This window comes from Chitinophaga sp. YIM B06452 (assembly GCF_039655965.1).
Classification (GTDB): domain Bacteria; phylum Bacteroidota; class Bacteroidia; order Chitinophagales; family Chitinophagaceae; genus Chitinophaga.
This window is the reverse complement of sequence record NZ_JAWLKY010000001.1, coordinates 362,768-387,034: the sequence shown is the minus strand read 5'-3', so window position 1 is coordinate 387,034 and position 24,267 is coordinate 362,768. Positions and strand designations below refer to the sequence as shown.

The window sequence follows — 24,267 nt, the reverse complement described above, 5'->3', positions numbered from 1 at the left end:
GAAAAAAGAAAAGCGGGGTAAGATGGCAAAGCGGTATGTTACGATATGGTTCCGTCATTTGGTGACGGATTGGATGATCCGCCGCCAGCCTGCGCTGCGGGATGTATCATTTGTATTGGCGGAACCCTCGCATGGTCGGATGATGATCACCGCGGCCAGTAAGGCAGCGCAGGCGCAGGGCATCATGGAAGGTATGCCGGTAGCGGATGCCAAAGCGGTGGAGCCTGATCTCCAGGTGTTCGACAACCGGCCCGGCCTGGAAGAAAAGTTGCTGAAAGCGCTGGGAGAATGGAGCATCCGCTTTACACCTGTCGCTGCGCTGGACCTGCCGGATGGCCTGGTGCTGGATGCCACCGGCTGTGCGCATCTCTGGGGCGGGGAGCAGGCTTACCTGGAAGAGATCATCGCCAAGCTGCATGCTGCCGGGTTTGATGTGCGCGCCGCCATGGCAGATACCATTGGTGCGGCATGGGCTGTAACACGGTATGGTACGGGATCCTGTGCCGTCCCGGCCGGGGAGCAGGCCGGTGCATTGCTGCCTTTGCATCCCGCCGCATTGCGTCCCGATCCTGTTGTATTGTCGAAATTATTGAAGCTTGGGTTTCACCGCATCGCCGGTTTTGCCAGTTTGCCGCGCGCTGTGCTGCGCAGGCGTTTCGGAGAAGACCTGCTGACGAAGCTGAGCCAGGCGTTAGGACTGGCCGAAGAGTTTATCCGGCCCATTTATATCAACCCGCCTTACCAGGAAAGGCTGCATTGCCTGGAACCGATCTGTACGGCGGCCGGTATCGGGATTGCGATAGAACGTTTGCTGGAAACATTATGCAGGCGTCTTGAATCGGAAGGCAAAGGCCTGAGAACCGCTGTGCTGAAATGCTGCCGGGTAGACGGCAAAACGGTGCAGGCGGAGATCGGCACGAGCCGCGCGTCTCACAGTCCCGCGCATTTATATAAACTGTTCGAACTCAAAATACCCACTATCGAGCCGGCGCTGGGCATCGAGCTTTTTGTGCTGGAAGCGCCGAAGGTGGAAGACGCGGAACCGCAGCAGGAAAAACTCTGGGCATCAGGGCCCGGCCTGGAAGACGCTTCCGTGGCGGAATTGCTGGACAGGCTGGCCGGAAAGGCCGGCGCGGATGTTATCCGGCGCTTTTTACCTGATGAGCATTACTGGCCCGAAAGGTCCGTTGCACCTGCATCTTCCCTGAAAGATAAACCCGCCGCAGGTTGGCGGCTGGACAGGCCCAGGCCCATCCTCCTGCTGCCAACGCCCGAAGCGGTCGAGGTAACCGCGCCCATACCGGATTACCCGCCCATGCTGTTCCGGTACAGGGGCCGCCTGCATGAAATAAAGAGAGCTGATGGGCCGGAACGCATAGAACGCGAATGGTGGCTCGACGGCGGGGAGCACCGTGATTATTATACCGTGGAAGATGAACAGGGCAGGCGATATTGGCTGTTCCGCTCCGGGCATTATAACGAAGACCAGCGCGGGCAGTGGTTTATACACGGATTTTTTGCGTAGAAGGAGAAAATATGCAGTATGTTGAATTACAGGTGACCAGCAATTTCAGTTTTCTCCGGGGTGCTTCGCATCCGGAAGAACTGGTGAGCCAGGCCGCGGAATATGGTTATGAGGCTATCGCTATTACGGACCGCAACAGTTTTGCCGGTATCGTACGCGGCCACGCTGCCGCAAAGGAAAGCGGCATCCGGATCATTCCCGCCTGCCGGCTCGACCTGCTGGATGGCCCCAGCCTGCTGGCTTATCCTACTGACCGCGAGGCATATGGGCGGCTTTCCGCTTTGCTCACCGTTGGCAACCTGCGCGCTGAAAAAGGCGAATGCCATTTATACCGGCAGGATGTGTATGCGCACTGCAAAGGCATGAAATTTATTGCCGTGCCGCCGGCTACTTTGAATGCGCAGTTTGATCTCGATGAAGATTTTAAAACCGCATTGCAGCAATACCGCGAAGTGATCGGCAGCGACCTGTACCTGGGTGCAAGCCGTTCCTACGACGGCGATGATCAGAAAAAACTCTACCGGCTTTCGCGCCTGGCCGGAAAGCTGGACATCCCGCTGGTAGCCACTAACGATGTGCATTATCACATCCCTGAACGCCGCGAGCTGCAGGACGTGCTCACCTGCGTGCGGGAAAAATGTACGGTCTACAATGCAGGATACCTGCTGCACAGCAATGCGGAACGTTTCCTGAAACCCATCGATGAAATGCGGCGCCTTTTCCTGAAATACCCTGACGCCATCAGGCGAAGTACGGAGATCGCGGATGCATGCCGTTTTTCGCTGGACAGCCTGGAATACATTTATCCCGAAGAGATCACCACCGAAGGCCGCACGCCGCAGGAGGAGCTGACGTACCTGGCCTGGGAAGGCGCACGCGAACATTTCGGGGAACAGGTGCCGGAGAAGATCGCGTCCGCCATCAACTATGAGCTGGCCTTTATGGAAGAAATGAACTATGCCTCCTATTTCCTGACGGTATACGACATCGTACGTTTTGCCCGAAGCCAGGGCATCCTTTGCCAGGGACGGGGCTCCGCGGCCAATTCCACGGTATGTTATTGTCTCGGCATCACCGCGGTGAACCCCGCTAAATTCGACCTGCTCTTCGAACGTTTTATCTCATCCGCAAGAAATGAACCACCGGATATTGATGTGGATTTTGAACATGAGCGCCGCGAAGAAGTGATCCAGTACATCTACGAAAAGTATGGCCGCGACCGGGCCGCTATCGTGGCTACCGTTACGCAGCAACGGCAGAAAGGCGCCGTCAGGGATGTAGGCAAGGCCATGGGCCTGTCGCTGGATATGATAGACCGGCTGAGCGGCGCATTGTCTTATTTTGATGAAGGCGTGGATGAAGACCGGATCAGGGAAGAAGGCCTCGACCCGGCAGACCCGCACCTGAAAAAAGTAATTGAGCTGACGGAACAAATGATGGGCTTCCCGCGGCAACTTGGGCAGCACACCGGCGGCTTCGTGATCACGCGGGGAAAGCTGACTGACCTTTGCCCCATCATGAATGCCCGCATGGAAAACCGGACGAGCATTGAATGGAACAAAGATGACATTGACGTGCTGGGCTTTCTGAAAATAGATGTGCTGGCGCTGGGCATGCTCACCTGCATCCGCAAAGCGTTCACCCTGGCGGAAGAACATTACGGTGAGCATTTTACATTGGCCAATATCCCGCAGGACGATAAGAAGGTTTATGAAATGATCAGCCGCGCGGATACCCTTGGCGTTTTCCAGATCGAAAGCAGGGCGCAGATGTCCATGCTGCCAAGGCTGAGGCCTGAAAATTTTTATGACCTGGTGATAGAAGTGGCCATCGTACGGCCCGGGCCGATACAGGGAGACATGGTGCATCCCTACCTGCGGCGGCGCAACGGCGAAGAACCTGAAGTATATCCCTCGCAGGAACTGAAAGATATTCTCGAGCGTACTAAAGGCGTGCCGCTCTTCCAGGAACAGGCTATGAAAATAGCCATCGTTGCCGCTGGATTTACCCCCGCGGAAGCGGATGAATTGCGCCGGAGTATGGCCACTTTCAAATCGCATGGCAAGGTGGCGCGTTTTCGGAAAAAGCTCGTAGATGGAATGGTCGCCAAAGGTTACGAGGAAGATTTCGCACTCCGCATATTCCGCCAGCTGGAAGGATTCGGCAGCTACGGTTTCCCGGAGAGCCACGCCGCCAGCTTTGCGCTGCTGGTATATGTCAGCTCCTGGCTTAAATGTTTTTACCCGGATGTATTCGCCACAGCATTGCTGAACAGTATGCCGATGGGCTTTTACCAGCCCGCACAGATCGTAATAGACGCACGCAAACACGGTGTGGAAGTGAGGCCCGTGGACGTGAACCGCTCCATGTGGGATAATACGCTGGAAAACGGCGCCCCGAAATACCGCGCCATCCGCCTGGGTTTCCGGCAGGTGAGCGGGCTGAAGCAGGAAGATATGGAAGTATTGACAGCCATGCGCGGAGCCGGGTACACCAGCATTACCGCACTGCGCGACGCCGGGTTGTCGCAGACCGTGCTGGAAAAACTGGCAGATGCGGACGCTTTCCGTTCACTCGGGTTAGACCGCCGCCAGGCGCTGTGGGAAGTATCCGCCCTGCACGATACGCCCGTGGCAATGTTTGCCGGGCAACCTTCACCAAGCGCCAGCGAAGCACAGGTGTCGCTGCCGTTTATGACCGAAGCGGAACATGTGATACAGGATTATGCCGCCACCTCTTTGTCGCTGAAAGCCCACCCGGTCAGTTTTGTACGGGAAAAACTGAAGCTCCTGCATGTGCTCAGCACCCAGGATATCTACGAAACAAAAGACGGCGCGACCGTGAAAGTGGCTGGGCTCGTATTGGTGCGGCAACGCCCATCCACCGCCAGCGGTATTTGTTTTATCACCATAGAAGACGAAACCAATTTTTCCAACCTGGTGGTGTTTGAAAAACTGTTTGCTACATACCGCAAAGAGATCGTCCAGTCGCGGCTGCTGATGGTGGAAGGCAAAGTGCAGCGGGAAGGGGAAGTAGTGCATGTGATCGTGCAGAAATGTTATAACCTCACCAGGCTGCTCAATGGCCTTACGATTCCCGGGAATGATGACCAGTCTGTACTGGTCCCGCCTGAAGTAAAAAAACAAACAGGCATCAGCGAAACTGACGCAAAGGACGTATTTTACAAGGGGCGGAACTTTAAGTAACATCCCGGCCGGATTTGAACGTTTTTTGTCCGGATATGGACAACTATTTTCATTCATGGTGCTGATTACCAGGTAATTAAACCATGGCATGATTCATGCGCCAGCCTCCGCAGCAAATACCGGCATATGCTCAGGAACAACCTAAAAATCGCTTACAGGAACATCTGGAAAGACAGGGTGTACAGCATCATCAACATCTCAGGCCTCGCCCTGGCCACCACCGTATTCCTGCTGATCATCCATTACGTTCGGTTCGAACATAGTTATGAAGATATTCATGCCAATGCGGATAACATTTACCGCGTAACGCTGGACCATTACAATGGTTCCGAGTATATAATGACGGATTGCGAAACCTATCCTGTATTGGGTCCGCTGATGCTGCGGGATATGCCGGAAGTGAAAAATTATGCCCGGGTGGAGCATATCGGCTATTCGGAAATTAAGTCAGGAGACAAGGGATTTAATATCGAAAGGGTGTTTGCGGCTGATTCGCAATACTTCTCCATGTTCAATATCGATTTTATCCGTGGAGATAAAAGCCGGGCGCTTACCAGCCCCGACCAGGTTTTGCTAAGCGAAACCACTGCCGGGAAGATCTTCGGGAACCAGGATCCTATGGGTAAAGTTTTGCGGATGCATGATTTCTCTGTAACGGTAACGGGCGTATTTAAGGACATCCCGGAGAATACACATCTCAAATTCGATATGCTGCTTCCTTTCTCACGGGTAACCGCAACAGATCCCGGGCTAAATACATGGAACGGCAATAATAATTTTACTTACGTGGAATTGGTCCCCGGCGCTTCATTGGCTGCTCTGAACCAAAAGCTCTATAAACTATCAAAGGAACGGCTGAGAGAGGAAATACTGACCGCCGGCCCGATCAAAGACATTCACCTGTATTCCAAACGTTCCTATGAGCCGGAGCCGCCGGGAAACGCCAATACAGTGAGGTTCCTGCTGATCATTGCCATCCTCATCCTGCTGATCGGCTCGGTAAATTACGTGAACCTTACCACCGCACGGTCTTCCGAACGGCTCAAAGAAGCCGGCATCCGGAAAGTGCTGGGCTCTTCACGCCTGGGACTCGTTCGCCAGTTCTTCCTGGAATCGCTGATCGTGAATTTTATTTCATTCATACTCGCGCTGGCATTGGTGTATGTACTCACGCCCGTTTACCTGCAGTTGGTGAATAAACCAATAGACATGCAGATCTTCCGTTCCGCTTCGTTCTGGATCACCTGCGTATTGATATTCGGCCTGAACTGCCTGCTGTCCGGCCTCCAGCCTGCCATTATGCTTTCCGCCGTGAAACCGGTGGTGGTTATGAGCAGAACTTCCGGCAGCGGCGGCGCAAAAGGAGGGGCACTGAGGAAAACATTGGTAGTAGGCCAGTTTGCCGTAGCCATCGTGGTGCTGTCATTTATCGTCGTTATTTACCGGCAGCTGCAATACATGCGGGAACAGGATAAAGGGATGAACATCAGCCAGGTGCTGGTGATCAAAGAGCTTTACGACGGCAGCAGCGATTCGCTGCGGGTGAGCAAACATGAAGCGCTGCGCAGCGAGTTGCTCAGGCTTTCCGCCGTAAAGGGCGTATCTGCCACAGCGGCATTACCCGGCGTGGATGTAAGCGATGTTAATACAACGAATAACGTGCGGAGATTAGGTGCTGAAGCGAATGGTTACAACTTCTACACTTATGCAGTGGATGCGAATTTTCTGCCGGTCATGGGAATAAAGCTGGCCGCCGGCAGGAATTTCAGTGCAGACGGCAAGCACAGTTTTGATGTGCTGATCAACGAAGAAACTTCCCGCCTGCTGGGGTTCGCTTCTCCCGAAAAAGCGGTTGGCCAGACGATCTTCTATGGCGTGAACCGTACTGTAATAGGTGTGGTGAAGAATTACAGCCAGCGTTCCTCCAAGGAACCGCCTATCCCCATGATCCATTATGTGAAGCCGGACAATGCGCAGTACATTTCGGTAAAGCTCAATTCCGCAGATGCTTCGGGCGTAATCGCAGCCGCGGAGAAAATATGGCGGGCTACTTATCCCGGCCGGGCCTTTGATTATTTTTTCCTCGACCAACTGTACGACCAGCAATACAAAGCAGACCAGCAATTCGGGAAGATCATCGGCGTATTCACCATCTTCTCCATCTTTATCACCTGTCTCGGCCTGCTGGGGCTCACCGCGCACAACATCGCCCGTCGTACAAAAGAGATCGGCATCAGGAAAGTACTGGGCGCCAGTGTTCCGGAGATCGTGCACCTCTTTGCAAAAGACTATGTGAAGCTGGTTTTTATTGCTTCGCTGATAGGCGTGCCTGTAGCTATATGGGCGCAGCAGCAGTGGATGCAGGATTTTGCGCTTCGCGCTTCCATGCCCTGGTGGATATTCGGCCTGGCGGGAGCGGGCACCCTGCTGATCGCATTGCTGACCGTCAGCCTTCAGTCTGTAAAAGCTGCGCTGGTGAACCCGGTAGACAGCCTGGCCACTGAATAGGACGCATTCCCGCCCCGGATGCCTCTGCTGTGGCTCCTCCCGTCCCCGGAGGGGCGTGCTAACCCGATTGGATGGACATTTGTCAACCAGACGGGAAAGTGGAATGTCCTGAATTAATGATAAGTTCATTCACGATAATTTTCTCCGCGCCGGAAAGTCTGTAACTTTTCGGAAACGCTTTGTAAAGTGAGATCCCTTGTTTTTATAACCTTATTCCCGGTACTACTCGTATTGTTCGCCAGCTGCTCCAAAAACGACGCACTGCCCGACCCATACCCCACGGACAGTCTCGGGAAGATCAACCGCTGGACGCTGGACAGTATGCGGCGGTTCTATTACTGGAACGAACAGATACCCGCCAAACCCGATCATTCGCTGAGCCCGGAACTATTCTTCAAAAGCCTGCTTTCCTCCTCCGACCGTTTTTCCCATATCAGCGGGCCAAATGTGCCTTCTGCTACCAATTCCTATTTTGCTTTCGGCTTCCATTATGCATTGCTCCAGGTGCCCGGGTATAATAATTACATTGGCGTGGTAACCTTCGTAAATATCAACGGCGCGGCAGACCGGGCGGGCTTGAAGCGCGGAAGTTATTTTATGAAAGTGAACGGCCGGCAGATAGACGCACAGGATTTGAATGAGATCAACCGTCAGCTGAATGAAAAGGGAACGATCACGCTTACTGCCGCGGCATTTAATAATAATACCTGGGAACCCGGCGCAGACATACAATTGAGCCCCGGCTATTCCCGCGAGAACCCTGTGTATTACACCCGCGTTTTTACCAAAGGCAGCATCAAAACCGGCTACCTCTATTATACTTCCTTCGACGAATCCTTCGACGCCAGCCTGCTGGACGCTTTCAGGAAATTCAGGGAAGCAGGCGTCAGTGAGCTGGTGCTGGACCTGCGCTATAATGCAGGCGGCAGCGTGGCCAGCAGTGCCAAGCTGGCGGCGCTCGTCACGCATAAGCTCAATGCGGGCGAAGTGTACGCCATTTACGAAGGCAACCGCAACGAAGGCCGCCGTACGCGCACGCTGCAGGCTGTGCTGAATACCTCCGCCAGTGCGGCAGGACGGCTGTACAGCGATCTGCAGCCCAACCAGCTGCAGCTCAGCAGGGTGTTTGTGCTCACCACCAGGGCCACCGTATCGTCTGCGGAGCTGGTGGTCAACAACCTGAAGCCTTTCCTCAACCTGGTGCAGATCGGGGAGGCTACGGCCGGGAAAGACGAGGCCGGCTTTGCGATCACGGACCTGCGCTCGCCCCGCCAGGTGGATTGGACCTTGCAGCCCATCGTCTATAAACTGTTCAACAAAAACGGCCAGGGCGGCTATTCTGCAGGCATTGCACCGCAATATGCGATATCCGAAACAAGCACCCTGCCCCTGGGTGCGATAGGAGACGGCAACGACGTGCTCACCGCCAAGGCCCTGGAAATCATTTACGGCCCCGGCTTCACCGGCACACCAACTGATTTGCGCATAGCGCCGCCCCACCGGCGGATGCAGGTAAAACCGGTATACGAGTCCGCAACAGAACAGGCCGCCCGCTCCGCACCGGTAATGATACCGCAATGAAACTCAGGCGGATAGCCTGTATGCGCGCCATGTTATGCACCCGAATTAACCTTTAATTAATAGACAGCAGCCGGGCATTTGAGGAATTTAAAAATACATTTGTCCGCAGCTTGAAAAAGCAGGTTAGCATATGAACTTCCTTTCCAGTGAAATAAAGAATGGTAATGAGCTGGCTTTCAGGGATTTTTTTGATAGTACATATCCCCGTGTACTCGCCTACCTGAGAAAATTTTTCGAGAAAGACAACGCCTACATGGACGATATCGCCCAGGAAGCCTATGTAAAGCTCTGGCAGAACAGGGAGCAGATCGACGAGGACCAGGTGTTGGAAAACTACCTGTTCAGGATACTGAAAAACACCGTGCTGTCTTACTTCCGCACCTTGGCTTCCGCCAAAAAGAAAAGCTCCGTTTACATCGCTTCCCTCCGCCAGGCAGACAACCCGCAGTCAGATGCGGCTGACAACAACGTTATCCGCAACATGCACCAAAAGGAGTATAACCAGGATTACGAGCAGGTCATGCGCGGCATCAGTCCGCTGAAACGGCAGTGTTTCAGGCTGCACCGGGAATACGGCCTTACCTATTTCCAGATCTCCGAGAGGGAAGGCATCGCCATCAAAACGGTGGAAAAATACATCCGCGAAACCTCCCGGATACTTCAGTCGAAATTGTTATCCCGCATCCAGTTCTGCCTCGTGTATGCAGTGCTGGTCAATCTGTAACCCGTTCTTCTCATTTCCTTTTCCCCGGGAAAAACACGCTTAACAATTTGGTAATACATTTCGTGGAGGGATCAGGTACCTGTTCTGCGTATTGATGTTATGGATATTCAAAAAATACGGACATACCTGAAAGGGCTGGATGCAGGAACGCTGCAACCGGAAGAAGAAGCCTGGATCATTCAGTTCCTGGAAAATGCGACGCAGGAAGAGCTGGCGGCCGTTTTCCCGGACCAGGAGTGGAATGCCCTGGAAGCTATGCCCGTGGATGCTCAAAAACTCGATCATGTTTACAAGAATATTGCGGCTAATATCAGGCCTGCTGCTGCACAGGTGATCCCGATGAAAGCCTGGTGGCGCAAGACCTGGGTGAAAGCCGCCGGCGCCGCAGCCATACTAGTAGCCGGAACGGTGGGTTTCCAGCTGGGCAGACCCGGCAGGCAGCAGCAACACGAAGCAGCAATGGCCATTGCCTGGAAAACAGTTACTACAGCGGCTGGCCAGCGCATCGTGATCCATCTGAACGACAGCTCGGACATATATGTGAACGGCGGCAGCACGGTCATGTATCCGGAAACTTTTGCAAAGAACAACCGCGAAATAAAGTTGGTGGAAGGGGAAGCCTTCCTGGATGTAGCGCAGGACCCGCAGCGGCCTTTCAGGGTTACCACCGGCAACATCCAGGTGGATGTGCTGGGCACTTCCTTCAACGTACGTAATTATGCAGATGAAGCGGAGGTAGACGTGGCCGTGAAAACCGGCAGGGTAGCGGTGAATAGTGCAGGTATGGAGAACGTGCTGGTGTTGCCCGGCAAAAAAGCCGTATTCAGCAAGCTTTCCGCCGGCGTAGCGCTCACAGAAGTGCATGCCGCTTCCATCGACGGCTGGATCAACAACGATCTTGTATTCACGGACATGAAACTGGAAGACGTTTTCAGGAGCCTGCGATATAACTATGGACTGGATTTTAAAGTAGAGAACCGGGAAGTACTGGGCAAACATATAAGAGGAACATTTCACCGGAAAAGCAAAGAGGAGATCATTCACCTGCTAAGCAAAATGGCACGTTTTAATTACCAGATCAAGGATTCATTGGTCACTATACGTTAATGAAATACCTGCTTTCTATTATAGCACAAACCAAAAAGTAAAAAAACAAGAATGAACAATTGTACAAAAAATTCCTCCGAGGGGAGGAAAGGGAGGTCTTTTGCCCGAACAAAAGCATTAAGATCATGTGTTTTGATCCTGTTTATTTTATTGACCAATGTAGTATTTGCACAAACTAAAAAACTGACGCTTTCACTGAATAAAGCGCCTTTAAGCGACTTGATCGCGCAGATCGAGTCCCAGAGCGGTTATGTGGTGAACATGGTGAAGGAAGAAGTGGACCTCAATACGCCTGTAACTGTAAATGTAAGCCAGGCCGGCATCCAGGAAGTGTTAACCCTGGCGCTGAAGGGAACAGCCTATATATTTAATATCGAGAATGATGTAATTATCCTCAACAGGAAACCCGTAGCCAGGACCTCGGCCGGCAAACTCACCGGCCAGGTGCTGGATGCTAAAGACAATTCCCCGGTGATCGGTGCTACCATCAAGGCGGGCAGCCAGGGCACCACGGCGGATGTGAAAGGGGAATACACCCTGGAACTGCCCGAAGGCACACACAGCGTGACTATCAGCTCCATTGGTTACAATACCAAGCGGATCGACGAGGTGGTAGTGAAAGGCGGCAGCCCGGCAGTGCTGAACATCTCGCTGAACGTGCAGAAGGGAACGCTGAAAGGCGTGGAGGTAGTGGCTTCCGCCAGGAGGGAATCCATTTCATCGCTGTACCTGAAACAAAAGAACAACGCCGCTATTTCAGACGGCATCAGCGCAGAACAGATCAGGGTAACGCCGGACAATAATGCCGCGCAGGTGTTGAAGCGCGTGAGCGGCCTTACTGTGCAGGATGAGAAATATGTGACCGTACGCGGTTTGAGCGACAGGTACAATACCGTGCTGCTGAACGGTTCCATGCTGCCCAGTACCGAGCCCAACAGGCGCAACTTTGCCTTTGACGTGATTCCCAGCGGGCTGATAGATAACATCGTGATACACAAAACGGCAACGCCCGATATGTCGTCCGAATTCGCGGGCGGGCTGGTGCAGGTGAATACAAAAGATATTCCCGTAGAAAATTATTACAACATCACCCTCGGTACGGGTATTAATACCAATAGCGCAGGGAAAGATATGTACAGCTCTAAAAGGGGGAAGAACGATTACCTGGGGTATGATGACGGTACAAAGAACTGGTGGAAGAAGAATAACTGGAGCTTCCCGGATTACATCTCAACTGGAGATCCGAAGAAAGTAGGTGAAATGGGCCGGCAGATACCCAATAACTGGGGCGTTTACAAATATGATTATTCCCCGGTGCAGAATTACCAATTCAATATAGGCCAGAAGCTGAAACTGAAGAACGGCGCCAGTATAGGGATCGTGGCGGGTGGGCTGTTCCGTCATGAAGAATCAAGGGAGAATGAAGAAAGGAGGGCGTATACAACGGACGCGTTTGAATTTACCGGGGAAAATTATGTTTTCCGTTCTTCGCTCGGAGGCGTACTCAACATGGCTTACCAAACGAAGAAACATAAGATCGTTTTCAAGAACCTGTATAACCATCTTTTTGCAAATGAAACGTCAGATGTCTCTGGCCCCATGCCCGGCTTTTCGGATGGTATGTACCGTAATTACCTTACCATCACCACTATTAACGATCTGTGGCAACACCGGCTGGAAGGCGAGCATGCAATAGGTAAAAGAAACATTAAACTGGATTGGAGTGCAGACAGGGTGACTGTTACCCGGGATCAGCCTGATACCAGGAATTCTATGGGCCTGCGCATATACGGACGCGACAACTTATACGAGTACGAAGGGCTGAGGGACCGTACCGGCAGTCTTGCCAGGGGATTGAGCATCTTTAATTCACGGTTGGACGAAATGCGGTACAACTGGACAGCCAATGTTGTTTTCCCCTTTATCGTTGACGGAATGCAACAGCGTATCAAAGCGGGGTACGCCGGAACATACCGTGAAGCTGATTTTGAAAGCTTTGGCCTCGCCGCGATCAGGGACGATGCTGCCAACCTGGACCCGGATTATGAGAAAAACACTTTCGGGTTACCGGATTATAAATTACTGGCGCCTGAATTCATCAGGCCCGGGTATATCCGTTATGAGAAAGCTATATACGACGGGGCCACTTATGATGGTATTCAGCGTATGCATGCCGGCTACCTCATGCTGGATGCTAACCTGCTCAGCAAGCTGCGTTTCATTGGAGGTGTAAGAGCAGAAGATAACACCATGATCGTAAACAGCTTGTTCCTTGTAAACGGGCAACCGGTGAACAACTACACCTACCATAAACTGGACTGGCTGCCTTCCGCCAATCTTGTGTATTCGATTAATGCCAAAATGAATATAAGGGCGGCGGCTTCCCAAACCATGAGCCGGCCGGATTTCAGGGAAAGATCAGCCTTCCAGTATTTTGAATTCAAGACCAGAACGGATTATAGGGGCGCGATGGGCCTGAAAGACGCGAAGATCACGAATGTGGACCTGCGCTATGAGTTTTATCCTTCCGCCGGGGAAATACTGTCGCTCTCGCTCTTTCATAAATACTTCGATTCGCCGGTGGAATTGATTGCGGCCCAAGGCTCCGGCAGCCTGCTGTATTTCTACTTCAACCTGCAAAGTTCTACCAGCAACGGTTTGGAAGTAGACCTGAGGAAATCACTGAACTTCATCAATCCCGCTTCCCGCATACTTTCCAATATCTACGTAAGCGGCAACGTCAGCTGGATGAAAGCGAATGTGAAATACAATACGGACGCACTGCTTAAGGCATCCAACGGCGTTACCGGGGGCGATGAAACGGAGCTGCCCGGCGATTCAAGGAACAGGCCCGTCCAGGGATTGTCACCCAGCATCTATAACGTGGGCCTTGGTTATGTGGGCAAGCCCATCGGGTTCCAGGCAAGCTATAACCGTTATGGCAGAAGGATCGTCAGCGGCGGTTTATATCCCTGGCAGGACGAATATGAAAATCCCAGGGACGTGATAGACCTGCAGCTGAATGCTTCCCTGCTGAGAGATAAGCTCACCCTTCGTTTCAACGTGAGCGACCTTTTGCAGCAACCTGTTATCATCTATAATAATTATACGAAAGGAGAGCCACCGAACCAGCTGAGCGACAACGGAAATAATGACCCGAAAGGCACAAAGTATAACCCGGATAGAGATTTTACCCGTTACAAATCGAAGAGAGGCGTTAACCTCAGCTTTAGCGCCACTTACAATTTCTAGTTTTCATTGCATCAAAGTATAACCCGATTCCCAAAAATTGTTAATCAAAAAAGTCCCATGAAAAAGATTCTATTTGGATTTGCTGCCTTAACGCTCGTTGTAATGGGCGCTTGTAAAAAAGAAGGTAAGCCGGAAGACAGAGGTTTACAGGCCGGTGTACTTGCTGTATGTGATACAGTAGTGCTGCCTAACGTAATTTCCGGCAGTATGACGCTGACCAATGACAAGGTTTACATCCTGAATGGTAAAACCTACGTTGCCAGCGGAGGTATTTTGACCATCAACGCCGGCACCCGTATCGAAGGCATCAGGAAAGACAGCGCAAAAGACGCATCAGCCCTGGTGATCACCAAGGGAGGAAAAATTAACGCCAACGGCGATTCCTGCAACCCCATTGTATTTACCACCCGCATTAATGGCAGCAATGCCGTTGCTAACCCCGGCGACTGGGGGGGCATTGTAATCTTGGGTAAATCTATCGTGAACAAAGTTAACCCCGTTATCGAAGGTATCGACCTGCCCACGCTGCCTCCCGGCATCGACGTGACTTATGGCGGCACCGATTCACTCGACAACTCCGGCACTATCAAATTTGTAAGGATTGAGTACGCCGGCGCAGTGGTTGCTCCTAACAAAGAACTGAACAGCCTGACCCTGGGTGGCGTAGGTAGCCAGACTACCATCCACCACGTTGAAGCAGCCTGGGGCGCAGACGATGCGTTCGAGTTCTTCGGCGGCACTGTTAACGCCAGCTACCTGGTTGCCCTTGCTATGAACGATGACGGCCTGGATTTCGACTACGGCTACCGTGGCGCCATCCAATTCGCATTGGTAGTTCGCAGCAGCTGCTGCTTCAACCAGACCTATGCTGACGCAAACGGCATCGAATGCGATAATGATGAATTCGACAACAGCGGCGCGCTTCCCAAAACCCGCCCTATCCTGTCTAACATCACTATCGTAGGCGGCCAGAACGCAGCTATCGCTGGCACACTGAACGGCGTTCGTTTCAGGAGGTCTGCCGACTACATTATGCGTAACTCTGTTGTGATGGGTTATGGTGATGGTACCACTTCTTACGGCGCCCGTTTCGACGCTCCGTCTGTGAAAACTGAATTCAAGTACAACATCATTCACGCTTTCGGTGCTAACAATACCAACGTTCCGCCGCTGGATGCCACTAACGTTACAGCTGCTACTACCGGTGGTGTTGGTCTGCTCGCTCCGTTCAACTGCGGAGCCAGCGGTACCGGCCTGAACTTTGCGCCCGCTAATGCCGCTTCCCTGCCGATCGCAAATGCTGCAAACTTTGTTACCGGCTGGCCTGCGAATATCATTCCCACAGCTAACAATTTCCTGAACAAAACCGTAACCTACAGAGGTGCATTTGCTCAGGCTAACCGTAACTGGCTGGGCTGCTGGAGCAATTGCATCGGCTTCCTGCCGCCTGCAATGAACTGCCAATAATTTTTTAAGTTTTTTTAATCTCAAATGATGCAATGAAAATATTAAGAAGTAGGTAGTGAAAGACTACCTGCTTCTTTTTAAAAACCAAAAATGAATTAAATGATGATGAATCAATTTTTGAATTCTCAGAAGAGAATTTTTTCATGGGGAGTGCTGTTGGTGACTGTTGTGATTTCTTTTTTTTCCTGCTCAAAAGAAGGAACGCTGGAGGTAGTGCCGGAGTTCACAAAAGTAGTTTTTGAAGTTAGATCGCTGAAACAGGCGCCGGTGCTATATGATATAAAAGTGGGCGATTTTACGGTGGAAGATAGTGCGACCACCATCGGGAGGTTTACGAATGTAATAGAACGTTCCGCTGTAGCACAAAGGCTGAAGATCACGGAGATCAACAGTAAAACCATTCTACTGGATACAATGATAGTGATTCCCGGATCGGAAGCACTATATACCATATATCAGATCGATACCACGGAGGCGGCAAAGCCGCTTTTTATCGTCGGGAACCAGGAAAATGAAGTGCCGGTAGACACGTTTATGCAGGCGTTCTATACAAATGATCCCGTAATGCCGGAAACGTTCGACATCCTGGTATATAAGATCGTTGATTTTACTTACGCTGAAGTGCCCCCGTTGTATACATACAAGGATGTAAAAAAAGGACAATTTACTGAGTTCGCCCCGCTGGCGATCAATGGCTTTTATATGTTCGAATTCCGGACGCCAGAGGGAGAAATGATAAAAGACATGATGCCGATAGATCCTCAGAATCCTTTCAGTGGCGGCACCGGGGAATCAAGATGCGATTATATCAACAATCACCAGATATCAAAGATATCATCGACGGATATAGGCGGAGGAGTTTATTTCTATTATCCTGAATGTATGTTTCAATATTAAATTGTATTAAAGTCAAACAATGGCCGCTGAAAGCGCATGACGGGATGCCGTTTTTGCACTGGAAAGAGGGCGTCCTTTTTTTAATACGTCCTCTTTTTCAATTTATTATTTTTATAAACCCGGCGTTATGTTACCCAACGAACTAAGAGAAAAATTGGTGACCATTCACCCGCGCATCCGCGAGCGCGGCGGCAAGTCCATTTATTATTATTACCTCCGCGGAAGGTGTTGTTATGTGCTGAACGAGATCAGGAATACCGGCGTGCAGCTATTCATTTTCTGCGACGATGCGCTGGCCCGTCCGCTGAAATTTGAATACCGGCAAACGGAAAGCGTAAACTGGGAACAGGTATTACCATGGCTCAAAGAAAGCCTGCTGGAACGGCGGTTGAACGCCGGCACGGCAGTCCGTATAAATATTTGATATGAAAACCCGGAACCCATATGCACCCGCCTGGTGCGCGCTGGCGCTGGCCGCCATGTGCTGCATACTCTCCTGCGAAAAGGACGATGCGGTACAGCAAAACGGTCCGCTTACCATTGCCACCATCCCCGTGAGCGATACCCTGAGCGGTTTTATCACGGAAAACACCCTGCTCACGGCCCGCCGCGACTGGCGGATAAAAGGCATCGTGTATGTCATGAACGAAGCCACGCTGGAGATAGACAGCGGCGCGGTGATCGGTATGATGCATGGAGGAGGGAAGGAAGGAAATGCTTATCCCGCCAGCGGCATCGTCGTATTCCGCGGCGCGAAGATCGTTGCGAAGGGAGACAGCGCCCATCCCATTATATTCCGCATCACCGATTCCCTGCTATACCGCCCGGATGCCTGGAATGGCATCATCGTGCTGGGGAAAGCGCCTTCCGCCCGCACAGAGATCTCCATCAGCCACCAACCCTGGATACACGCCGGGATGGGCTATGGCGGCGATTTCCCGGACGACAGCTCCGGGGTGCTGCAGCATATAAGGTTCGAACGGAACACTACGCGCATGCCAGCCGGCAACCGCTTCGAAAGCGGCATTCACCTCATCAGCACCGGCACGCGCACACAGGTTAAGAACGTTGAAATGATCATAAAGAAACGCCGGCCATTGAACTGATTATTTGGACTCCAAAATCCCTTGCCCTTCCCGGGGGGCTGCCGTTTCCCCAGGCAGCCCTCTTTCATTTCCTGAACACCGGTACCGGGTTCAGCGGATGCCTGAAAAAATTCTTTACCGTTTGCCTCACCAGGAACCAATGAAATCCGCGGTTGGGAAATTTCCGGCGATTTTCGTTTATGCTTTCCCGGTTGGCGCCAAAGGAGAGCGCACCCAGCGAAACGTCTATCCAGTCTGCTTTCCGGAAGATTTCTACTGAGTTTTCATATACGCCTTTATACGGGCTTATTTTGTGATGCCAGGAGATCATAGCGGCAATTTCTTCCGTTATCTCAGTACGCCCGGCTTCCCGCAAATATTGTTTTACCTGTTTGATGGAAGGATGAAGATAGTCGAATGTATGATCCGTCCAGATGCCGATATCGTGGAAAGCAGCTGCGATGGCGTATTTCATGGCATGGGTGTTTTCATCATCCAGCAGGAGGCAGTTATAAAATACGCGGTATACATGGTGCTTGTAACGGTCGTAGTCCCTGCCGAGTGCATCGCGGTATCGCTGCAGCAGCATTTCTATGAGCTGTTCCGGGTGTTCCATGGTGTAGGATTGATAAAACAAAGCTAGGGCCTGTTCCCGCAATTTCAACAGCCGGATACTGGGATTTTTGGTATAAATCCCTATCTTTGCACTTCACGAAAAAATACTCCGGTGAAAATTGCTAAGTAAATATTCAAATCTTCCTGAATAACCGGGCCCTCCAAAAGCCCGCCAGGCGCGCCTGCACCTGGAAAAACTTAGTGATCATGCTTTTTTCTGAATAACAACCCACACGATAATTCCTATCGGGCCGCTACGCCCCGGTACATTGCTTCATTATTTAAATCTCCTGCCCATCATGAGTATTATACTACAGGATATCACGTATTTCCACAACGACCGGACCCTGCTTTTCGGGCACCTTCATTGTTCCATAGACAGCGGGCAGCATGTAAACCTCATCGGCAACAACGGCTCCGGCAAATCCACGCTGATGCAGATCATGGCCGGGCGGCTGGCGCCGTCGGAAGGTCATGTGACCGTTTCTGCCAATCCGTATTATGTGCCCCAGCAGCTGGGCTGGCTGCAGGAGCAAACGGTGGCGGAAGCCCTGGGTGCAGACCGGAAGGTGAAAGCCTTGCAGGCCATCCTCAGCGGGAAAACAGATGAACATTATTTTGAACAGCTGGCCGATGAATGGGACATCGAGGAGAGAGTACAGAAAGCGCTGGCAGACTGGCAACTGGAGCATGCAGGGCTCAACCAGCCTATGCGCCTGCTCAGCGGGGGCGAACAAACGCGCGTAATGCTGGCGGGTATGGAACTGCATGTGCCTTCCATTGTGCTGCTCGACGAACCCACCAATCACCTGGACGCACGCGGCAGGCAGCAGCTGTACCGCTTCATGGAAGGGTATAAAGGCACACTGGTAGCCATCAGTCACGACCGCTCGCTGCTGGAGCTGAACAACATCACCGTGGCGCTTGCGCATGGCAGGCTCGAAACATACGGCGGCAATTACTCTTTTTACAAAGCCCGCCGCGATGAGCAACTGAATGCTTTGCAGCAGGACGTGCATCACCGGGAAAAAGAATTAAAGCTCGCCAAAAAGCAGGCCCAGCTTGCAAAAGAACGCCGGCAGCGGCAGGAAGGCCGGGATAAGTCACAAACAGGCGGCCTCCCGAAGATTGTAGCCAACACGATGCGGAACAATGCCGAGCTGAGCACTGCAAAGCTCAATGCCGTGCACGCGGAAAAAATGGACGACATCGCCAAAGACCTGCAGCAACAGCGGGAAATATTAGGCAAAGAACAGCTGTTGCAGCTCCGCTTCCCGGATTCCCTGCTGCACAAAGGCAAAAAACTCGTGCACGCCGTCGGGATAAATTTCGCTTACGGGAAGTCTATGCTCTGGGACGAACCGCTGGATTTCCAGGTGAACAGCGGCGATACGCTCGCCATCCGCGGCGCGAACGGCGCGGGGAAAACCACGCTGCTGAAACTCATAATGGGTACTTTACTCCCCACAATGGGTGTGCTGGACAGGGCGCCCTGCAACATCATCTACCTCGACCAGCAGTATGGTTTCATTGATGCAGGCAAAACAGTATTTGAGCAGCTCGCACAATCCGACCAGCAGCGCCTGCCGCCGCATACCTTAAAAATGCTGCTGCATCGCTACCAGCTGGGCATAGAACTCTGGGATAAAAAATGCGCACAGCTCAGCGGCGGCGAAAAAATGAAACTGACCATTTGCTGCCTGTTCGTTTCCAACGCGCATCCTGATATGATCATACTGGACGAGCCGGCCAATAACCTGGACATCAGCAGCCTGGAAGTGCTCACGCATGCTTTGAAAGCCTACAAAGGCACGCTGCTGCTGGTTTCGCACGATGCTGTGCTGGCGGAAGAATTGGGAATTGAAAGGTTTATTGATCTCTAATACATCGGCTGGCTTTGCTGATGCGTTTCAAGCTTGTTCAGGTTGAGGTTATAGGTAAGCCGTTGCTGTTGCACGCCGTTGGCAACGAGGTAGAGGAACTGCGGGTCAAAGTCATCCTGGTGGTTCAGCGGCCGTAAGCCATTGTGGTGATCGCGGCCGAAGCAAACCTGAACGCCTTCTATATCCACAGTGATCCGGTATCCGATGCCTTCCTGGTCTATCCGCACAGGCAGTTGCCACACTTTTCCGAGATAGGAAATGCTGATCAGGTATTGTTCGGTAATCATAGAGAAAATAATTTGAAGATGAAAAAAAGGTGCACAATAATTAATCTCATCAACATCCGGGCCAACGCAAAGGCGCATTGCGCGCAGGTCTTTCCATCCCGGAAACAGCCGTTTATTTTACCTGGTAACGCTTAAGGAGAAACAAAGTTAAGGGAAATGCCCATGCGCCGGCGCATATTTAAACAGCCGTACTACGGTGTCCGGAATCGAACAGCAGCAGGTTCAATACCGGACGTTTATTTTGTAAGTTTAAATTGTAAGTAACTGGCATTCAGTGTATTTGATCCCAGGCATCGCCTTTGTGCGGCAGTATCCCGAAAACCAGGCACGTTATGTTCAGGAATTATTTTAAAACAGCCTTACGGCAATTAGCGAAACAAAAAATGTATGCCGCGGTCAAGATCGGCGGTTTTGCGCTGAGTATTGCCGCTTGTATGCTGATTGCTTTATATATCAGGCATGAACTGAGCTACGACCGTTATTACCCGGATGCGGACCGGCTCTACAGGGTAATGATAGAGGTGAATGATAAAGGAGAACACACAAAGGGATTGTCTTTCCCGGCGCCGTTTGCCGCCGCGGTGAAGGAAGAATTTCCTGAAGTGGAGCAGGCTGCGCGCATCATGCCCAATAATTTATTTGCCGGGGCGGGCAGCAGCCAGTTGAGGAGAGCCGATAAAGCGGAGAACGCTTACGAAGAAGGGTTTGCTTATGCAGACCCGCAGTTGCTGGAAATGTTTAGTATCCCGATGATATATGGCAGTGCGGAACAGGCATTGGCAGAGCCGAACACCATCGTTATTTCCAAACGCAAAGCGGATAAATATTTCCCAAATGAGAACCCGGTTGGAAAGGTGCTGATCCTGAATGATGACCTTAAAAAACCTTACAGGATCGGTGGCGTGATGGACGACTTCCCGTCTAATTCCCACTTCCGGTTCGATTTCCTGCTTTCGATGAAGGGAGTTGAATTCTGGCCGGGTGAGCAAACCACCTGGTTGTCCAGCAACTACGAAAATTACCTGCGCCTGAAACCCGGTACTGATGCGGGCGGTCTTGCGCAACGTTTGCAGCAGACCGTGCTGGACAAGTATTACATCCCCATTATGAAACAAGAGGGGAATAAAGACGTGGAGCGGATCGGTAAATCGCTGTTGCTGAAATTCGAACTGCAGCCGGTAAAGGACATTCACCTGCATTCTTATGATATTAACGGGAGCGGCAATTACGGCGACATCCGTTTTGTCTGGCTGTTTGGCGCAATTGCCTGTTTTATTCTCGTCATCGCCTGCATCAATTTTGTGAACCTGGCCACTGCACGGTCTGCCAACCGGGCACGGGAAGTAGGTCTCAAAAAGGCGATCGGGTCGGGACGCGGCCAGCTGGTGAAACAATTCCTTGCGGAATCCGCGGTATACAGCGTATTTTCTTTCATCATCGGCATTTTGCTGGCCGCGCTGTTGTTGCCCTACTTTAATTCGCTCGCGGGAAAAACGTTGTCGATGCCATGGACGGCCTGGTGGCTGGTTCCGCTGGTGATCGCGTCTGCGGCCCTGCTGGGCCTCCTGGCAGGCCTGTATCCTGCTTTTTATCTTTCTTCTTTCCGGCCGGTGGCCGTATTGAAAGGGCGGTTGAGCAGCGGCGCGAGGAACACGGGCCTGAGAAGCACGCTGGTGGTCTTCCAGTTCACCGCCTCCGTCATGCTCATCATTGGCACCATCGTCATTTACAGGCAAATGGATTACATCCTTCACCGGAAACCGGGATTCGATAAAGAACAGGTATTGCTGGTGCAGGGCGCCAATATGCTTGGGGGACAGGCAGACGCTTTTAAACAAAGACTGCAGCAATTGCCGCAGGTGACAAGCGTTTCAGTGAGCGATTACCTGCCTGTTGCCGGTACGCACCGGAATGGGAACAGCTTCTGGAAGGAAGGCAGAACGCGGGAAGACGTAGGCACATACGGGCAGCTCTGGAAAATTGACCACGATTATATCAAAACGATGGGCATGCGGATCGTTGCGGGCAGGAACTTTTCAGCCACCATGCCTACCGATTCACAGGCCGCTGTTATCAACCAAACGCTTGCGCAGGAACTTTTTCCCGCCGGGGAAGATCCGATCGGCAAACGTATCACCAACGGCGGCAGTGTTTTCCAGGTAATAGGCGTTGTGGGTGATTTTAATTTTGAATCGATGCGCACGAATATAGAAGGACTCTGCATGACGCTGGGCAGCAGCCCTTCCATAGTGTCTGTTAAAGTAAAAACCTCTGATATGCCCGGGCTGATAAGCGCTGTGGGTGGCGTGTGGAAGAGCATGGTTCCCGGGCAGCCGTTCCGCTACGCCTTCCTGGACGAACGGTTTGCGCAGATGTATGCGGATGTGCAGCGGATGGGATATATTTTCACGAGCTTCTCAGTGCTGGCCATTGTCATCGCCTGCCTGGGACTCTTCGCTCTTTCCGCTTACATGGCGGAACAGCGCGGCAAAGAGATCAGCATCCGAAAAGTGCTGGGCGCCTCTGCGCTGCAGGTTACTTCCCTGATGTCCGTCGATTTCCTGAAGCCGGTATGCATAGCCATCGTGCTGGCGTCGCCCATCGCGTGGTGGGTGATGAAACGCTGGCTGCAGGATTTTGCTTACCAGGCTCCTTTCAGCTGGTGGATATTCGCAGCAGCAGGATCGATGGTGATACTGATCGCGCTGGCCACGATCGGCTTCCAGTCTGTGAAAGCGGCTATAGCCAATCCTGTGGACCGTTTGAAGGCAGAATAATTTGAAGTTTACGGAAGTGAAATAACGCCGTCGTACCTGGTGAGCGTCACCAGGCTGTCGGGCAGGGGCTGTTTGTTCCAGCAGCTGTGAATGGCCATGGCTGCGCCGATAGCCGACGCCTGCGCTACATCTGCTGCGTACACTTCCATGTCGGGAAATGCCGCAGCCAGCAGGTTCATGTATAAGGCATTTTTGCTGAAGCCCCCATCCACGAAAATATTTCTCACTTTACCGCCATGCAATACCAGCCCCGATGCATGCCGCTGCTGCGCGATGATATGGATCATCAGCTGGTGGTAAGCTTCTTCTGCGGTTTCAAAAATGGAAAGGTCTTGCCCGGAAGGGAACTCCGCATCGGGGTACTGCGCCTGCAGACGTTGCGCCAGTTCCGCATCGAAGGCCATGGTATGAAAATCTGTTTCTTTCCTTGAAAAGTGAGCCGCTATGCGCGCCACCTGCAATTCATGCTCGCGCCCGGCAAACAGCCGGGATGCTTTGATGGGCTTGCCCTGGAAGGAAAGGTAACAAAGGCAGTCCTGCTGAAGCTCATCTGCTGTGAGCGGCGTATTATTGAAAGGGTTGAGGCTGATGCACCAGGTGCCGGTGGAAATAAGCAGGAAAGGTTCACGGAATTGAAGCTGGTAGGGTATCATGGCAGCAGAACTGTCATGCAGGCCCGGGCCGGTAAGGTACGCGCCCTGGTGCACTTTGTCGTGCCGGTGAATAGGCGCCAGCTTGCCGCGGACGTTTTCAGCCTCCGTCCAGGCGTGGTACTGCTGCCGCCGGAAATCCCACAGGTTGGTGTGGCAGCCGATGCTGGTAATATCTGAACAAGCCACGCCGCTGAGCAGGAAACTCAGGTACTGCGGTAGATGCAGGGCATATTGCATTTTGCGGAACAATACAGGATGCTGATGCCGCAGGCGGTAGAGCTGCATGCCTGAATTCAGGCTGCCCAGCACGGGGGAAGCTGATTCGAGGGAAAAGGCGGTTTCCCCGCCGTATTGTTCATAAAAGCCAATGCGTAAAGATGCAGGATAAGGTTTCAGGTAATTGTATAAAGGCGTCAGCGGCCGTCCCGCTTCGTCTATGAACACCATGCTGGCGCCATACGCGGAAAAGTTGACGGCCCTGATCAAAAACTCTTCACGGCTCAGTGCCTTCGCCATCATGTCCTGCACGAAAAGGCGCAGTAGCGGCAGGTCTTCACAGGCATCGCCGTCTTCATCGATGGTTTCTTCCAGCCGCGCGCTTTCCTCGAACACAATGCGGTATTGTTCGTCGAAGAGGAACAGTTTTTTGTTCGTCTTCCCGATGTCGAAAATTGCTATAACGGGGATCTTTTCCATGGAT

General features: G+C 52.2%; 16 protein-coding genes. 13 read left to right on the top strand and 3 right to left on the bottom strand.

Annotated elements, in window-relative coordinates:
* The first annotated feature begins 22 nt into the window (after window positions 1-22).
* The 11 genes from R3I13_RS01415 to R3I13_RS01365 all read left to right on the top strand — a co-directional run bounded on the left by R3I13_RS01415 (window position 23) and on the right by R3I13_RS01365 (window position 17,373).
* Window positions 23-1,525, top strand: a complete 1,503-nt coding sequence (locus tag R3I13_RS01415; RefSeq protein WP_346316124.1) for a DNA polymerase Y family protein — start codon at window positions 23-25, stop codon at window positions 1,523-1,525.
* Between the two features lie 11 nt (window positions 1,526-1,536).
* Window positions 1,537-4,731 (top strand): error-prone DNA polymerase, encoded by a 3,195-nt coding sequence (locus R3I13_RS01410; protein WP_346316123.1) that lies wholly within the window; start codon window positions 1,537-1,539, stop codon window positions 4,729-4,731.
* 126 nt (window positions 4,732-4,857) lie between these two features.
* On the top strand, window positions 4,858-7,239 hold the full coding sequence (locus tag R3I13_RS01405; protein WP_346316122.1) for an ABC transporter permease: 2,382 nt from the start codon (window positions 4,858-4,860) through the stop codon (window positions 7,237-7,239).
* 186 nt (window positions 7,240-7,425) lie between these two features.
* Window positions 7,426-8,820, top strand: coding sequence for a S41 family peptidase (locus R3I13_RS01400; RefSeq protein ID WP_346316121.1), 1,395 nt, complete (start codon window positions 7,426-7,428; stop codon window positions 8,818-8,820).
* Window positions 8,821-8,950: 130 nt separating this feature from the next.
* Window positions 8,951-9,544 (top strand): sigma-70 family RNA polymerase sigma factor, encoded by a 594-nt coding sequence (locus tag R3I13_RS01395; protein ID WP_346316120.1) that lies wholly within the window; start codon window positions 8,951-8,953, stop codon window positions 9,542-9,544.
* 99 nt (window positions 9,545-9,643) lie between these two features.
* On the top strand, window positions 9,644-10,651 hold the full coding sequence (locus tag R3I13_RS01390) for a FecR domain-containing protein (RefSeq protein ID WP_346316119.1): 1,008 nt from the start codon (window positions 9,644-9,646) through the stop codon (window positions 10,649-10,651).
* Window positions 10,652-10,783: 132 nt separating this feature from the next.
* Window positions 10,784-13,903: a carboxypeptidase regulatory-like domain-containing protein gene (locus R3I13_RS01385; RefSeq protein ID WP_346316118.1), complete on the top strand. Its 3,120-nt coding sequence runs from the start codon at window positions 10,784-10,786 to the stop codon at window positions 13,901-13,903.
* Between the two features lie 57 nt (window positions 13,904-13,960).
* Window positions 13,961-15,370: a hypothetical protein gene (locus R3I13_RS01380; RefSeq protein WP_346316117.1), complete on the top strand. Its 1,410-nt coding sequence runs from the start codon at window positions 13,961-13,963 to the stop codon at window positions 15,368-15,370.
* Window positions 15,371-15,529: 159 nt separating this feature from the next.
* Entirely contained in the window at window positions 15,530-16,267 is a 738-nt protein-coding gene (locus R3I13_RS01375) for a hypothetical protein (RefSeq protein ID WP_346316116.1), read from the top strand.
* A 127-nt stretch (window positions 16,268-16,394) separates the two neighbouring features.
* Complete coding sequence (locus R3I13_RS01370; protein WP_346316115.1) at window positions 16,395-16,691, top strand: hypothetical protein; 297 nt, start codon at window positions 16,395-16,397, stop codon at window positions 16,689-16,691.
* Window position 16,692: 1 nt separating this feature from the next.
* Entirely contained in the window at window positions 16,693-17,373 is a 681-nt protein-coding gene (locus R3I13_RS01365) for a hypothetical protein (RefSeq protein ID WP_346316114.1), read from the top strand.
* A gap of 64 nt (window positions 17,374-17,437) precedes the next feature.
* Here the strand turns inward: R3I13_RS01365 and R3I13_RS01360 are convergent, their stop codons facing one another.
* Window positions 17,438-17,968 (bottom strand): HD domain-containing protein, encoded by a 531-nt coding sequence (locus R3I13_RS01360; RefSeq protein WP_346316113.1) that lies wholly within the window; start codon window positions 17,966-17,968, stop codon window positions 17,438-17,440.
* Between the two features lie 298 nt (window positions 17,969-18,266).
* Between R3I13_RS01360 and R3I13_RS01355 the strand changes: the two genes are divergently transcribed.
* Entirely contained in the window at window positions 18,267-19,850 is a 1,584-nt protein-coding gene (locus R3I13_RS01355) for an ABC-F family ATP-binding cassette domain-containing protein (protein WP_346316112.1), read from the top strand.
* Here R3I13_RS01355 and R3I13_RS01350 read toward each other — a convergent pair.
* Window positions 19,847-20,137 carry a hypothetical protein gene (locus tag R3I13_RS01350; protein WP_346316111.1) on the bottom strand — a complete coding sequence of 97 codons (291 nt, stop codon included), beginning with the start codon at window positions 20,135-20,137 and terminating at the stop codon, window positions 19,847-19,849. The two genes, R3I13_RS01355 and R3I13_RS01350, sit on opposite strands and share 4 nt — an antisense overlap.
* A 332-nt stretch (window positions 20,138-20,469) precedes the next feature.
* Between R3I13_RS01350 and R3I13_RS01345 the strand changes: the two genes are divergently transcribed.
* The gene (locus R3I13_RS01345; protein ID WP_346316110.1) at window positions 20,470-22,914 is read left to right on the top strand and encodes an ABC transporter permease; all 2,445 of its coding nucleotides are present in this window, start codon (window positions 20,470-20,472) and stop codon (window positions 22,912-22,914) included.
* A gap of 8 nt (window positions 22,915-22,922) precedes the next feature.
* Here R3I13_RS01345 and R3I13_RS01340 read toward each other — a convergent pair whose 3' ends face one another.
* Entirely contained in the window at window positions 22,923-24,263 is a 1,341-nt protein-coding gene (locus R3I13_RS01340; RefSeq protein WP_346316109.1) for an FGGY family carbohydrate kinase, read from the bottom strand.
* Between the last annotated feature and the right edge of the window lie 4 nt (window positions 24,264-24,267).